The 14,616-nt window shown below is 70.1% G+C and carries 11 protein-coding genes, 1 pseudogene and 1 riboswitch; of the genes and pseudogenes, 5 read left to right on the plus strand and 7 right to left on the minus strand.

All coding sequences use genetic code 11. From position 1 onward, the window contains the following. Positions 1–628 precede the first annotated feature (628 nt). Entirely contained in the window at positions 629–1,678 is a 1,050-nt protein-coding gene (locus IEY89_RS34250) for a LacI family DNA-binding transcriptional regulator (RefSeq protein ID WP_229695573.1), read from the plus strand. A gap of 105 nt (positions 1,679–1,783) precedes the next feature. Beyond that, a riboswitch (guanidine-III (ykkC-III) riboswitch) is annotated at positions 1,784–1,850 on the plus strand. A gap of 113 nt (positions 1,851–1,963) precedes the next feature. Here IEY89_RS34250 and IEY89_RS41735 read toward each other — a convergent pair. From IEY89_RS41735 to IEY89_RS42050, 4 genes are all read right to left on the minus strand, one after another. Continuing rightward, entirely contained in the window at positions 1,964–3,235 is a 1,272-nt protein-coding gene (locus IEY89_RS41735) for a poly(ethylene terephthalate) hydrolase family protein (RefSeq protein WP_189151445.1), read from the minus strand. 196 nt (positions 3,236–3,431) lie between these two features. After that, positions 3,432–4,631 carry a PHB depolymerase family esterase gene (locus tag IEY89_RS34260; protein WP_229695574.1) on the minus strand — a complete coding sequence of 400 codons (1,200 nt, stop codon included), beginning with the start codon at positions 4,629–4,631 and terminating at the stop codon, positions 3,432–3,434. 433 nt (positions 4,632–5,064) lie between these two features. Continuing rightward, positions 5,065–5,955 (minus strand): SLC13 family permease, encoded by an 891-nt coding sequence (locus IEY89_RS42045; protein ID WP_373287330.1) that lies wholly within the window; start codon positions 5,953–5,955, stop codon positions 5,065–5,067. Further along, positions 5,943–6,440, minus strand: coding sequence for an SLC13 family permease (locus IEY89_RS42050; protein WP_373287331.1), 498 nt, complete (start codon positions 6,438–6,440; stop codon positions 5,943–5,945). The genes IEY89_RS42045 and IEY89_RS42050 overlap by 13 nt, the downstream gene beginning before the upstream one ends. Positions 6,441–6,614: 174 nt before the next feature. On the opposite strand from IEY89_RS42050, the gene IEY89_RS34270 reads away from it, so the two are divergent. The 3 genes from IEY89_RS34270 (at position 6,615) to IEY89_RS34280 (ending at position 9,969) form a co-directional block, all read left to right on the plus strand. Continuing rightward, a complete protein-coding gene (locus tag IEY89_RS34270) occupies positions 6,615–7,541 on the plus strand; it encodes a LysR family transcriptional regulator (RefSeq protein ID WP_189151447.1) in 927 nt (308 codons plus the stop codon). A gap of 183 nt (positions 7,542–7,724) precedes the next feature. Continuing rightward, positions 7,725–8,942, plus strand: coding sequence for a CaiB/BaiF CoA transferase family protein (locus IEY89_RS34275; protein WP_189151448.1), 1,218 nt, complete (start codon positions 7,725–7,727; stop codon positions 8,940–8,942). Then, positions 8,932–9,969, plus strand: a complete 1,038-nt coding sequence (locus tag IEY89_RS34280; RefSeq protein WP_189151449.1) for an HpcH/HpaI aldolase/citrate lyase family protein — start codon at positions 8,932–8,934, stop codon at positions 9,967–9,969. The genes IEY89_RS34275 and IEY89_RS34280 overlap by 11 nt, the downstream gene beginning before the upstream one ends. A 37-nt stretch (positions 9,970–10,006) precedes the next feature. Here IEY89_RS34280 and IEY89_RS34285 read toward each other — a convergent pair whose 3' ends face one another. Further along, positions 10,007–10,363: an RICIN domain-containing protein gene (locus IEY89_RS34285; protein ID WP_229695575.1), complete on the minus strand. Its 357-nt coding sequence runs from the start codon at positions 10,361–10,363 to the stop codon at positions 10,007–10,009. A gap of 65 nt (positions 10,364–10,428) precedes the next feature. On the opposite strand from IEY89_RS34285, the pseudogene IEY89_RS34290 reads away from it, so the two are divergent. Continuing rightward, a pseudogene (locus IEY89_RS34290) lies at positions 10,429–11,106 on the plus strand (glycoside hydrolase family 6 protein); the annotation flags it as partial. A gap of 220 nt (positions 11,107–11,326) precedes the next feature. Here the strand turns inward: IEY89_RS34290 and IEY89_RS34295 are convergent. Next, positions 11,327–12,814 (minus strand): APC family permease, encoded by a 1,488-nt coding sequence (locus tag IEY89_RS34295; RefSeq protein WP_189151450.1) that lies wholly within the window; start codon positions 12,812–12,814, stop codon positions 11,327–11,329. 83 nt (positions 12,815–12,897) lie between these two features. Beyond that, complete coding sequence (locus tag IEY89_RS34300; protein ID WP_229695576.1) at positions 12,898–14,583, minus strand: amidohydrolase; 1,686 nt, start codon at positions 14,581–14,583, stop codon at positions 12,898–12,900. Positions 14,584–14,616 lie beyond the last annotated feature (33 nt).

Here is a 14,616-nt window from a genome sequence, read left to right on the forward strand (position 1 = left end):
ACAGCGCCCAACGCGCCGCGACGACCGGAGGTATGGTCCCCTGTCGCAACCGTGTACTTGTAGCCTCCACCGCTTCCCCTCTTGTCCATGTGACGCACTGGTGCCCGGCACCCGCGAGGTCGCGGGGGGACCCAAGCGCCCTGATCTGATACGGCGCCCCTGGGCGGGGCAAGAGTACGGAACATGGCGAGGAGCTGGCCTGTTCGGCCTCAACTGTTCTTGTTCCGCGATCGGCACGCCGGTCGAGCGGACCTCACATGCCTCATGGGGTGCCCTGCGATCACTTCGCGGGGCACCCTCTCGTTTCCTCGACATCACGCTCATGACCCCGCAGCCGGCCGCCCCAACGAGTCGGCAGCCCTGCGCGCCGAGGCCGCCGACGCGATACGCGGGTCATTAACCACTGCCGACGGCCACCGCGAAGGCGTCCACTCCGGCGGCGGCCAGGAAAGTCCGCCGGTGCGGCGGGCCGTCCGCGAGTGCCGCGGAGGTGCCGTCGAGAACATCTGGCATCTGATCACTCCTCACGCGACGGCAGCGTCCGGGCCGCCGTCGCCGGGTAGGCTGAGTGATTAAGGTGTTAACCACAAGCCCTCATGGGGCTGTTGGGGTGCATGGGGTACACATTGTGAGTTCGCGTGTCTGGCAGCGGCCCACGCTCGGCGCCGTGGCGGCACGAGCCGGAGTGTCCACGGCCACGGTGTCGAACGCGCTCAACGGCACCGGACGGTTGTCCGAGGCGACCAGGCAACGCGTGCTCGCCGCAGCGCGCGAGGTCGGTCACGCCCCGGCCAGCGCGGCCCGGGCCCTGGCACGCGGGAGCACCGGAGTGCTCGGCCTGACCATGACGACGTACGGTGACCTTCCCGTCTCGTACATGGAGATCCCCTATTACGCACAGCTCGCGTTGGGCTCGATGGCGGCGGCGCACGAGCGCGGCTACATGCTCATGGTGATGCCGAGTTCCCTGTCACCGTGGATGTGGCTCAACACCCCGATGGACGGCGTCGTCCACGTCGAGCCACGCGCCGACGACCCGGTGCGTTCCATCCTGCTGGAGCGGGGTATCCCGATGGTCACAGCCGGCCGGCCGCCCCAGCCGCACTGGCGCGACGCCTGGGTGGACACCGACTACGAGGCGGGCGTGCGCCTCCTGCTCGACCACCTCACGGAGGCCGGCGCTCGGCGGATCGCACTCTCCCAGCCGCTGCACGACGACGAGTACCCGCACCGGATCGGACGCGCCTATGCCTCCTGGTGCGCCGAGCACGACATGCCCGCCCTCGTCGAGGAGTACGCCTCGCTGCCCGACTACTTCACGGCTGAACGGGACGCTGTCCGCCGGCTGCTCGACCGCGATCCACGACCGGACGCCGTCATCGGCGCCTACTCCGACTCCGGTCACAACATCCTCGCCGCCGCCCGGCACCACGGGCTTCGAGTGCCGCAGGATCTGCTGGTGGCGTGTGTCAGTGAGGATCCGGACTACGCGACGACGACTCCGCCCCTCACCACGCTGGGGCTCTGCCCGGACCGGGTGAGCGACGAAGCCGTAGACCTGCTGATCGCTCTCGTCAACGCCCGCAGCGGTGTGGACCGGCATCGCCTCGTTCAGCCGGTCCTGGTCCCTCGCCGATCCACACGACGCCCGGTACGTCGAGAGAACGGCACCCCCTGACCGCAGGGCCCGGATCACAGTGGCGGGGGCATAGCCTCGCCGTCCCGTGTCGTTCGGATCCAGCCGGTCTTGTTCCTCGTATGGGCGGCGTGCGAGAACGGGGAAGCGGAGCGCGAGGAAGTGGGTTGCGGACGAGGGGTGCCGTACCCGGTGTGCGGCAGGACGGCCCGCAGAGGCTTCGATGTCGTGGCATTGGACCTGGTCCGCCGGGCGGGGCGGCGACGGCTTCGGCAGCAGGCTCGGAGCGCTGCGTCGGCGGGCGGCGGAGCGCTCCGAGCGAGCCGGTCAGAACGAGCAGGTGTCCATCCAGCGCGTGACCAGGGATGTGTTGTTCCTGTCGGCGTCACGTACGGGACCGCACAGGAACGGGCTGAAGCGGGTGTCGGCACGAAGCCAGAGGCTGAGGAACGACACGATCCACTTGCCCTGCTTGGCCTTGTTGCCGGAGCCCGTCATCGGGCACAGATGGTCGCCCGGAACCTCGATGTAGAGCTTCTCGGCCTGGGACATGGAGTTGTACCAGGGCACCGCGTAGGTGTCGCCGTGGGCGACGGGGTCGCTTTGGCAGGTCAGGAAGAACGTCGGGTCGGTGACTGCGGAGAAGTTCACGTTCGGGTAGTAGGGCGCCGTCGGCACGCCCGCCCGGAAGCGCGAGTCGTCCCGGAGGGCCGCCATGACGCCACCGCCGCCCATCGAGTGACCGACCGCGCCGAGCGTGCCGTTGAGCTTCCCGGACATCGGGTTGCCGGTGGTGTCGCCGAGGGCGAGCAGTTGGGTGCCGGCGGCGGTGATCTGACGGCCGCGCGATGCGGGATCGTCGGTGAGTGTGTTGGTGCCGACGTTGATGACGACGAAGCCCCAGGAGGCGAGGCGGGGCGCGAGCCATTGCAGGTTCTGCTGTGTGCCCTGATAGCCAGGCATCAGTACGACGCCCGGGTACGAGCCACTGTTCGTGGGGTACGTGACCGTGCCGGAGCCGTACCCGGTTGGGCCGGGAACGGTGCAGGTGGCGGTGATCAGCGGCCCGTCGGCGGCCTCGAGGGAAGCAGTCGTCGGGTCCGGGATGTCGCCGGCCGGAGGGGTGTCCTCACCGGAGCCGTACACCTGGAACTCCCACAGCGAGTAGCCGTAGGCGGTGCCGCGCCGGGTGCCCTGGAAGCGGACGTACCGGCCGTGGCCGTTCACGTCGAGGGTCTGCGCGCCGCCGGTGCTCGTCGTGGTCGAGTAGATGGTGGCCCAGGTTGTGCCGTTGTCGGAGGTCTGGATCTGGAACGCGCGTGCGTACGCGGCCTCCCAGCGCAGCACGACTTGGCTGATGGCGGCGGTGGCGCCCAGATCAATGCTCAGCCACTGCGGGTCACTGAACGTGCTCGACCAGCGCGTCCCGGTGTTGCCGTCCACGGCCGCCGACGTGGGGGTGGACGCGTTCTCGGTGGACGAGGAGGTCGCGGGTTTGCCCTGGGACAGCAGGTCGGCTGCGGCCGCCGGCGGGGCTGCGGCTGTCAGCAGAGTCAGCGCCAAGCCGATGGTGGTCGCCAGGCCGATCAGTGCCGTCATGGCGCGGGATCGGGTCCGTAACAGCGTGGCTGTGTGAGTGGAACTACTGGATGGACGCATTGCTTTACCTCCGGATAGCGGTAGGAGCGCGGTAACCGGACAGCGGGGTGCACCCGCGCTGTGAGAGCTGCCGGATTCGCCAGTAGGCGGTCTTTCACAGTGCGGAAGGAAACGGAAGGGGCGTCGCGTGCGGCGGCTACCGGGACTGTGCGAAGAGCCAGTCGATGACCACGTCGTTCTCATACGTCTGGGCCCATGCGAGGTGAGGGTTCACCGGTGTCGTCCCGGGCGGGTAGCTCGTGAACAGTACGTGACTGCGCGTGGCCCGGGCCTGCCGTAGGAGTGCCCGGGACCGGGCCTCGAACTCTGCCTTCGGCAGATCGTTCGCCCACTCCCCACGGCTGACCCGGGTACCGGCGGTCTCCAGCGCGTTCATCAGTGCCCAGGTGCCGGGGTTACCGAATCGGCCCTCCCGGTAGGGGACGACCGGGTCGTCCACGGAGTGGTCCGCCCAGATCGGGATGTGCGTGATCCTTTCCATGGTGGCCGCGTCGCCCCAGCCGGCCGTGGGCAGGGCTGCCGCGAACACGTCGGGGCGCTTCGCCAGCAGACTGTAGATACCGCGCGCGCCCGAGGACAGGCCCACGAGATAGAGCCGGGCCGTGTCAACGTTTCGGGAGTGCTCGCTCACGAAGGTGTCGATGAGTTCGATCAGAGCGGCCTGGACCTTGGCATCGGTCCAGTCCGTGCCGTCGGGTCCGTCCATGGGACGGGGCAGGGGGATCTGCGGCGACAGGACGAACGCGGGGTCGCGGCGCTGTCGTTCCGGCTTGGCGAACGTGACCGCGATCCGGTTGGAGGTGAGCTGGGTCATGTTGTTGTCCGCGACTTCGCCACCGCCATGCAGGGTGACGACAAGTGGATACCGCTTGCGCGTCTGCGGGTTCCGTACCAGTCCCTCGGGCCGGTACAGCCGGAAGTCCAGTTCGAAGCCTGCGGAGTCGGTGCAGGAACCGGCGGCGAAGTCGTCGACCACGGGAGTGATGACATCGTCGTTCCGGCTCGCGAACGGACCAGCCCTGAGCACTGGTTCACCTTCCGGGGTGCGCACGTCCGCCACCTGCCTGACGGAGTAGGCGCGGTCCAGCGGAAGGGGGTCGGTGCCCGCGGCCCGCGCGTTGGAGTCGTTCGGGTCGAGTTCGATGATCAGGCGGTCCCCCGGCCGTCCGGGCCGAGATCGGTCGTCCACGTCGGCGGTGGTGCTGGAGTAGACCCGGGTCACCGTGCGAGCCGCCGTCTGTCCGCCGACGGTGGCCTTGACCTGGAAGGCCGAGGGCGGGATCACCCCACCGCGTAAGTCGATGCGATACGAGTACTGCAGGGCGACGGCGGTCACCAGCCAGTTGTTCCTCGGCGTCACCCGAGTCACAAGGTCCGTTCGCAGGACCGGATTGCGCCCGGAGGCCGCATGTCGAGCTTGGGATGTGGCTGCCGTGGTGTCGGCGGCCTCGGCGGTTGCCACGCTCACGGCCGGCGCCGCGACCGCACCCGCTGTGACTGCGAGCGCCGTACGTCTGGTGATCCGTCTCATGCGTCCTCGTCTCGGTCTTGTGGAGCACCCGGACCGGGTGCCTGGCGTGTGTGGAGGTGTTCGCCCTGTCCCCGACCACCGGAAGCGGGCGGCACGTTGGAGGTCTGCACGGCATGTACGGGAGCTGCCCGGAGCCCGCGGTCGACGGGGACCGCGCTCAGGTCCGGGACACCGGTCACAGCGGGAACGCACCGGTCAGCAGGGCGCCTGCAGTCATGACCAGGGTGGTGGCGAAGGCTCAGCGGAAGATGAAGCGCTGGTGTTCACCGAGCGACACACCGCTCATGGCGACCAGGATGAACGTGGACGCGGTGAGCGGACTGAGCGGGAACCCCGTGGTCATCTGGCCGAGAACCGCAGCCCTGGCGACCTCGGCCGGGTCCGTGCCGAAGCCCTGCGCGGTCTCGGCGAGTACGGGCAGTACGCCGAAGTAGTAGGCGTCCGGGGTGAAGACCAGGCTGAGCGGCATGCCGGTGACGGCCACCGCGACGGGCAGGTGCGGGCCTAAGGAGTCGGGGACGACGGAGACGAGCGTCTCGGCCATCTCGTCGAGCATCCTGGTGCCGGTGAGGATCCCGGTGAGGACTCCGGCCGCGAAGATCATCGTGGTGACCAGGACAACGCTCTTGGCGTGCTTGTCGAGCAGCGCCTGTTGCTGTTCCCAGGTGGGGTGGTTGACCAGCAGCGCGATCGCGAACCCGAGGACGAACAACACCGGAAGCGGCAGTACTTCCTGGATCAGGCAGACCACGAGGGCGATGGTGAGCAGGAGATTGAAGATGTTCAGCCAGGTCCGCGGCAGCGGCGGGACCCGGTCGGTACCGGGCCCGTCCCCGGGAGCCCGGAGGGCCTGACGTCCCCCGTCAGCCGTCGCGGGGGTGACGTGTCGGTTCGACTCGGGTTCCGTGGTCGCCGAGACCGTCGTCGGCGAGGCGGGTTCACGGTCGTCCCTCTCGTCGCCGCCCTCGCGCCCGTCCGCGGCCGGACCCGGCGGGGACAGCGCGGCGAGACGGCTCCGTTCCCGGCGGCCGAGCAGGTACGAGGCCACCAGCACCCAGGCGACGCCGAGGCCCATCGCGGGCAGCACGGGGTTGAAGACCTCGGAACTGTCCAGTTTCAGCGCCGCCATGGCGCGTACGGTCGGGCCACCCAGGGGACCATGTTCATCACTCCCGCGCCCAGGCAGACCACGCCGGACAGGACCAAGGGGTTCATACCGAGCCGCTTGTAGACCGGCAGCAGTGCGGAGACGGTGATGAGGAAGGTGGAGGCGCCGTCGCCGTCCAGGGCCACGCACAGTGTGAGGACGGCCGTGGCGACGGTGATCCGCAACGGGTCGCCACCCGCCGCACGCAACAGACCGTGGATCAGGGGGTCGAAGAGCCCGGCGTCCACCATCAGGCTGAAGTACAGGACCGCGAAGGCGATCATGATGCCGGTGGGGGCCACCTTGGACAGCCCACCGAGAATCAACTCCCCCAGATCGCCCGCGAAACCGCCGATGAGCGCCGCCAGTACCGGAAGCAGGATCAGAGCCACCAGCACGGAGGCGCGTCTGGTCATGGTGAGCAGCAGTAGGACGGCGATCGTGGCGAAGCCCAGGGCTGCCGGCATGGCGGCGCTCGCTTTCTCGGGGACGGCCCTCGGCGGCGGTGGGCGGGGGAAGGCGGGCCGAGGTGTTACGCGAGAGTTTCGGAGCACTGGCGGATCGGTGTCCAGCATCAAACCGAGATCTGTCCATGCGTTAAGCGCATCAATCCAAGCGGGAGCACCCTATGCTCGTCCGCCATGGAAGCCACCACCTTGCGTCAACTCGCGGCGTATACGGCCGTAGCGCGGGCCGCGAGCTTCACCGCGGCCGCCGCGGAGATGCACGTGTCCCAGTCCTCGCTCAGCCGCGCGGTCGCGGATCTGGAGCGACAACTCGGCGTCCAGCTCCTGGAACGGGACACCCGCAACGTGCAGTTGACCGCGGCAGGCGTCGAGGCACTGCGTGTCGCCCAGCAGATCGTCACCGCTCACCGGGCGGGCATGAAGGAGCTGCGGCGATACCTGCTCGGCGAGTCGGGAACGGTCGCCGTGGCCACCCTTCCCTCCGTCGCCGCGGTGCTCCTGCCGCGGGTGATCTCCGACTTCCGCGAGCGGCGGCCACAGGTGGCGGTACGACTTCTCGACGGCCTGGAGCGGTCGGTACTGGACCGGGTCCTGTCCGGCGACGCCGACTTCGCGATCACCACCGTCGGCAACCCGCCGGAGCAGTTGGAGCACCGTCCCCTGGTCAGGGACCGCTTCGTCGCGGTGCTGCCGGAAGGCCACCCGCTCGCCGACCGCCATGAGATCACCTGGGACGACCTGGCTCGCCGGCCGTTCCTGGCCGTCGGGCGCGACTCGAGCGTGCGCCGGCTCACCGACGCGGCGTTCGCCCAGATCGATGCGCACGCGGCCCCGGCGGCGGAGGCGGGCAGTATCGCGACCGTGGGAGGACTGGTGACCGCCGGCCTCGGGGTGTCGGCGATGCCCGCCCTCGTGCTCCCGCTGATGGGTGCCGGACCCGTCGTCTGCCGACCACTTGTGGACCCCGTGGTGGACCGGCGACTGGACATCGCGGTGCGCGCTCGACGATCGCTCCCCACCGTGACGGAGCGGTTCCTGGAGACGCTGGAAGAGTTCCGCCTCCAGAGACGTCCACTTCCGCCCGGGGTCTCGTGGGCCTGAGACCGCTTACCAGTACCGACCTCCCCAATTCATGCGTTTTTCGCAGCGATTGATGGCCTTCTGATGCTCGACAGGCATTTCCGCGCTCCGGCAGTCTGAGGACAACGGCGACAGCCCCGCCGCACCAACGCGGACGACGCTGTCGGGGACTCACGCGAAACGGCAGGGCAAGGGAGTTCAGCGGTGTCGGACGACGAGCGGAACATCACCGGGTGCGGGCAGTTGCGCGGGCTGAAAGTGGTCGAGTTCGCCCATGTGGTGGCCGGTCCGCTGGCGGGCTCGATGCTCGCCGACCAAGGGGCCGACGTCGTACACGTGGAGCCCCCCGGCGCCGGAGACGCGGCCCGCGCCATGGGGCCCCAACGTGACGGTGTTCCCCTGTGGTTCAAGGTCGCCGGCCGTAACAAACGCTCGGTCACCCTTGATCTGCACCACCAGGCCGGCCGGCTCGTCGCCCACCGGCTCGTCGCCTGGGCGGACGTCGTCATCGTCACCCTGCGCGCAGGACGCCTGCGCAGTTGGGGACTCGACTGGGACTCCGTGCACCGGATCAACCCCCGGGCCGTGCTGCTGCAGATCTCCGGCTTCGGCGCCACCTCGTCCCAGGCGGACGCCCCCGGCTTCGGCAAGGTGGGTGAGGCGCGCAGCGGGGTCGTCCACCTGACCGGCTTTCCCGACGGCCCGCCCGTGCACACCGGCTTCTCGCACGGCGACGCCGTGACCGGCCTGATGGGTGCCTACGCCGTCCTCGCCGCCCTCCACCGACGCGACCACGACCCCGGGTTCGACGGCGAGTGGATCGACCTCGCTCTCTTCGAGTCCCTGTTCCGTCTGGTCGAGTGGCAGGTCATCGTCCACGACCAGTTGGGACGAGTACCCGAACGCTCCGGCAACCGGTTGGCGGTCGCCCCGGGGGCCGTGATCAACACCTACCGCTCCCGCGACGGCGAGTGGATCACGGTGACCTCCGCGACGCTGCGTTCGGTCCGCAACATCGTCCGCCTGCTGGGACTTCCCGAGCAGGAGTTCACCACGGCCGAGCAACAGTACGACCGCCGCGAACAGCTGGACGAGAACCTGCGGGACTGGGTGGCGGAGCGCGTCACCCGCGAGTGTCTGGAGGAGTTCGCCCGTGCCGAAGTCGTGGCCTCACGGGTGTTCGACGCCGCGGACATCGCCGCCGACCCCGTGTACGCCGAACGCGAGGACATCGTCACCGTCGACGACCCCGATCTCGGGCCGGTGCGTATGCAGGCGGTGATCCCGCATTTCCGGCAGCGCCCCGGGCGGGTCTGGCGGACGGGGCCCGCCCTCGGGCAGGACAACCGCCTGGTATACGGGCAGTGGCTCGGACTCAGCGCGGACGAGCTGGCCGACTTGGAGAAGAGCGATGTCATCTAGGGAGTCGTCGAAGAACCCTGCCGAGGTGGGCGTGGGAGTGGTCGACCGGCCCCCGCTGCGCTCCCTGCTCTTCGTCCCCGGCACCAGAACCGACTGGTTGCCCAAGGCCCGGGCGGCGGGCGCCGACGCGGCCGTCCTCGACCTGGAGGACGCCGTGCCCACCGCGGACAAGCTCGCGGCCCGCGCACAGGTGGCCGACGCCGTCGCACAGGCCGCCGCCACGTCGGCCGAACAGGCGGGACGAATGGCGTTGTTCGTCCGCGTCAACCCGCTGGACGACTGGGCGGGGGCCGAGGAACTGCGGGCGGTCGTACGGCCCGGGCTCGCCGGTGTCGTCCTTCCCAAGGTCCGCTCCGCCGAGGACGTGAGGCTTGCCGACCGCGTGTTGGGCTGGTGCGAACGGGAACAGGGGCTGCCGCCGAGCCGGGTCGCCCTGGTGCCACTGCTGGAAACGGCGCGCGGCCTGCGCGAGGCCTACGACATCGCCCGAGCCGCCTCGCGTATCGCCTACTTGGGCGCTCTCAGCGCCCCCGGCGGTGACGTGGAACGCGCGGTCGGCTACCGCTGGAGCCCTGAGGGAACCGAAACGGTGGCACTGCGCTCCCGCGTTCTGCTGGACGCCAGGGCAGCCGGAGTGCCGTGCCCGGTCAGCGGACTGTGGACGCGCATCGGCGACCTGCCGGGGCTGCGCGCCTTCGCCGAGCAGAACCGCTCCCTCGGCTACGAGGGCATGATGGCGATCCACCCTTCCCATGTCCCCGTGATCAACGAGGTGTTCTCTCCCCACCCCGCCGAACTGGCCCGCTGCGCAGAGCTGATCGCGGCGGTCGAGGCGGCACAGAGGGACGGGACGGGTGCCGTGACCTTCCAGGGTGAGATGGTCGACGAGGCCATGGCCTGTACGGCCCGCCTTGTGCTCGAACGACACGCGGCACAGGTTCGCGTGGCACCTACGGGCTGCGCGTCGAGGCCTCGGGCCCGCGACGTTCAGCGTCCCCTGACGGACAATCACCCTCCCCCGGCATGAGCCGGGGGACGGACCAGAAGCACGTCCCTCGGTGCGTTCAGCCGATCTTGGTCATTTTCCACTGCTGCGGGGAGCCGCCGTTGGCGGACCACTGGATGACGGTGCTTCCCTCCGTATCGACGTTGGCGTTGTCCAGCACCTTGCCGCTGTGCCGGTTGGTGAGCCGGTACGCGCCGCCGCCCAGCGCGGTGATGGCCCACTGCTGCTGGGTGCCGGCGTTGGCGGTCCGCTGGACCATCGCCGCGCCGTCGCTGGTGCCGCCGCTGTCGTCGAGGGCCTTTCCGCTGCGGACACAGACCAGCCGGTAGACACCGCCCGCGAGGACGGCCGACATGCCGCTGACCTCCACGCAGACCGCGGAGTCGTCGTTCGCGCTCGGCGCGGTTGCCGACACGCTGACGTTGATCTGGCCGCGCTGGGTCCGTCTGCCGGCCGATGTCCTGGCCGAGGCACTCGCGCGGCACCGCCACCGGCGCGTACGTGGGCGCCGCGGACGCCCGGGACAAGCTGCCCGTCCTTGTCGCCTACAACATCTACAACCGCGACTACTGCGGCGGGCACTCCGCGGGCGGAGCCTCCTCGGCGTCCGCCTACGCTAACTGGATCGCCCAGTTCGCGGGCGGGATCGCCGGCCGCCCGGCCGTCGTCGTCCTCGAACCGGACTCCCTCGGGGACTACGGCTGTATGAACCAGGCCCAGATCGACGAACGCCGGGCCATGCTCACCGGCGCCCTCGCCGAGTTCAACCGCCAGGCCCCCAACACCTGGGTCTGTCTCGACTCCGGCAACCCGGCCTGGGCGAGCGCGGCGACCATGGCCCAGCGCCTGAACGAAGCAGGCCTCCGACAGGCCCACGGCTTCTCGCTCAACATCTCCAACTACCTGACCACGGGCGAGAACACCGCGTACGGCAACGCCGTCAACAATGAACTGCGTGCACGGTACAGCTACACCAAGCCTTTCGTCGTGGACACCAGCCACAACGGAAACGGCTCCAACGGCCAGTGGTGCAACCCCTCGGGCCGCAAGATCGGCACCCCGACCCAGCTGGGTGGAGGCGCCGAGATGCTCCTGTGGATCAAGGCTCCGGGCGAGTCCGACGGCAACTGCGGCGCCGGGAACGGCTCCTCGGTCTGACCAACGTGCCGTGCAGGACGGGCAGTTCCTCCTTCGTGTGTTCCCACCAGGGGGCGCGGTGGGTGAGTCCGGGGCGTACCCCGTCCCAGGCCGACGTGGCCGCCTTTCCGTAGCGGGTGGTGTCCTTGGTGGTGCTGCCATCGGGCTCTCGGCTTCTTCCCCCCGGGGCGCAAGGGTCCCGTCGCGGATCTCTCGTCCCGCGACGGGGCCCGCCCGTCGGTCACACGGACTCGACGTCGGTGGTGGCGAGCCTCGCGTAGACCTCCGGCCGCTTGCGGCGGAGCCGCATCGCGAGGACCGCGCCGATCGTGAAGATGATCGGGGTGAGCGCGGCGAGCATCCAGTTGACGGCGGGTGGGGCGCCGGTGAAGAGATTGAGGCGCGTGCAGACCAGCCCTGTGATCACGGCCAGGAGGAGTGCGGCCGACGCGGGTGCGGCGACCGTGCGCAGGCGTCCCGCCCCGCCGACACCGCGGTTGCGGCGGAAGAAGGCGACCACGGAGCAGGCGGCCAGCGTCTGCAGCACGAGGATGCCGACCACTCCGGGGGTGTTCACCCACAGCAGGAACTCGTTGTACGGGTGCGCGCCGATCGCGGCGAAGACGGCGGTGACGACGGCCGCCAGAACGGTCTGTGCGATGCCGGAGATCCAGGGCGAGCCGTGCCGGGGGTGGATGCGGCCCAGAGGCGCGGGGGCGGCGCCCTCGACGGACAGCGCGTAGCCGTAGCGGGTGATGGCGTTGTGGAAGGCGAGCAGAGAGGCCAGGAGGCTGCTGACGATCAGGACGCGCTGGAGGTCGGTGGCCCAGTCGCCCACGTAGCGGGTCATGGCGATGAAGAACAACTCGGCGGGGTTCCGCGCCGCGGCCCCGACCGCGTTGTCGTCGCCGAAGGCCTGCACGATGACCCAGACGACGAACGTGTAGAAGAGGCCGAGGAAGCCGACGGCCAGGTACATGGCGCGAGGCACTGTGCGGTCGGGATCGCGGGCCTCTTCGCGGTAGAGGACGGTGGCCTCGAAGCCGATGAAGGCGGCGGTGGCGAGGCCCAGCGGTGCGGCCATCTTCGACGTGAAGACGTTGGACGGGGCGAAGGAGGTCAGGCTCAGGCCGTCCGAGCCGCCCTTGAGGAGGATCGCGCCGGCGAGCAGCACCAGGATGGCGGTCTCCGCGATCAGCAGGACGGCGAGGATCTTGGCGCCCACATGGATCGACCGGAAGCCGAGGAACCACACCACGGCGATCCCGGCGAAAGCGTAGACCGGCCAGGGCAGGTCGACGCCCAGGAGGTCGTTCGCGGTGCCGGCGGCGAAGAAGCCGAAGGCGCCGTACACACCGATCTGCAGGGCGTTGTAGGAGAACACCGCCAGCAGTGCCGCCCCGAGTCCGGCAGGGCGCCCGAGGCCTCGGGCGATGTACGAGTAGAACGCGCCCGCGTTGCGGATGTGGGGCGTCATGGCGGTGAAACCGATCGCGAACAGGCACAGAACGATGCCGACCGTCAGGTAGGCGACCGGGGCGCCGATGCCGCCGAAGAGGATGGCGAGCGGGGCGACACCCGCCATCACGGTGAGGGGGGCGGCGGCCGCCACGACGAAGAAGACGATGTCGCTGACGCCGAGTGTGGCCCGCTGCAGGTGGCCGGTCGGCTCCGTCCCGGCAGCCGCTGGGGGCTGTTGGGGCGCGTGGGAAGTCTGGGGCTCGGTCATGAGGGTCTCCGCGTGCTGCGTGAGGTGACAGGTGAGTGGTGCTGACCCTGGTGAGCGGTTCGGCCTCGGAAGGCGCCGTACGGCTACCGTCCTCCGGGAGAAACGGGGAAGAGAGCGTAGAAACCGTGCGTGCGCCGGCCTGCGAGCCAGGTACCCAGGACGGGCAGGTCCGCGAGGTCGCGGGGAGCGGTCTCGACCGGGTCGGCGGCGAGATGCACCAGGTCCGCGCGCATTCCGGGGCGCAGGACGCCCCATTCCTTCTCCTCGAACGCCTGGTGGGCGCAACCGGCGGAGTAGGCGGCCAGGGCGGTCGCGATGTCGATCCGCTCCTGGGGAAGCCAGCCGCCCTCGGGGATTCCCTCGGGTGTCTGGCGGGTCACGGCGGTGGCGATGCCCCGCAGCGGTTCGTAGTCGGTGACCGGCCAGTCGCTGCCGAACGCGATACGTGCGCCGGAGGCGAGGAGGGCGGCGAACTGGTACTGACGCGCGCCGCGTTCCGGGCCGATCCTCGGCAGGATGAGGTCGGTCATCAGCCGGTCAGGCTGGGCCCACAGCGGCTGGAGATTGGCGATCACCCCGAGTTCGGCGAAGCGGGGCAGGTCGGCGGGATCGATCAGTTGCGCGTGGGCGACGACCGGACGGCGGTCGCGGGGCCCGTTGACACGGGCCGCGGCCTCGATGGCGTCGAGAGCGACCCGGACACCGCCGTCGCCGAGCGCGTGGATGTGCGGCTCGAAACCGAGGGCGTCGATCGCGGTGACGGCCTCCGCCAGTTCGCCCGGTGTCCAGTTGGCGATGCCGTGGGAGTGTGGGCAATCGGTGTAGGGCTCCAGGAGGGCGGCCGTGCCGGATTCGACGACCCCGTCGGCGAAGAACTTCACGGTGTGCGCGGTGAGCAGCCCGGGGGCGGCACCCTCAACGCGTTCACGCCTGGCGGCGAGTTCGGGCAGCTGCTCACGCCACTGCTCCGGTCCCAGGAAGAAGCCCAGGTCGGCACGGACCGGCAGCCCCTGGCCGCTGGTCGCCGCGGTGATCCAGACCTCGGCGTGCTGCGGCTCCACCCAGGCGTCCTGCACCCAGGTCACCCCGGCGGCGGCGAACCGGGCGGCGGTTTCGCACAGCGCGTCCACGTGCGCCTGGTGGGACGGCTGAGGGACGAGGCCGAGGACGGGAAGCAGGGCGCCGAACTCGCGCAGGGTGCCCAGCGGCTCGACGGAGCCTTCCCGGCGCACTATCTCCCCGCCGGCCGGGTCGGGCGTGGCGGCGGTGAACCCGGCCCGGCGCAGTGCCTCGCTGTTCACCCACGCGGTGTGGTGGTCCATGGTGCGCAGCAACACGGGTCGGTCGGGGACGGCCGCGTCCAGCCAGCGGGCGTCGAACCGGCCGTCAGGGGCGAGCCAGGCGTCGAAACCGTCGCCGGTGACCCACTCGGCCTCGGGATGCTCGTCGGCCCAGTTCCGTACGGCCTCGACGATCCCCTCCACGGAGGTGCACTCGCGGACCGGTGCTCCGAGCAGGCCCAAGCCGCCCATCACGGGGTGCACGTGCCCGTCGCCGAACGCCGGCAGCAGAGCGCCTCCCCGCAGGTCGACCACGACGGTGCTGCTGCCGCGGGCGGCGAGCGCCTCCGCCCCGAGTGCGCTGATCCTGCCGTCCGTGACGGCGAGGGCGTCGAGGACCGGGCTTTCGGCGGCCCCGGTCCTGATGGTCCCTCCGGTGAACACGATGTCGGCCTGCATGGCGGCGGCGCCCTTTCCGTCGTACGGCAACCGAGTGCGGCAACCGAACTGAAACTGATTCGG

It is taken from the genome of Streptomyces lacrimifluminis (assembly GCF_014646095.1).
GTDB classification, from domain to species: Bacteria; Actinomycetota; Actinomycetes; order Streptomycetales; family Streptomycetaceae; genus Streptomyces; species Streptomyces lacrimifluminis.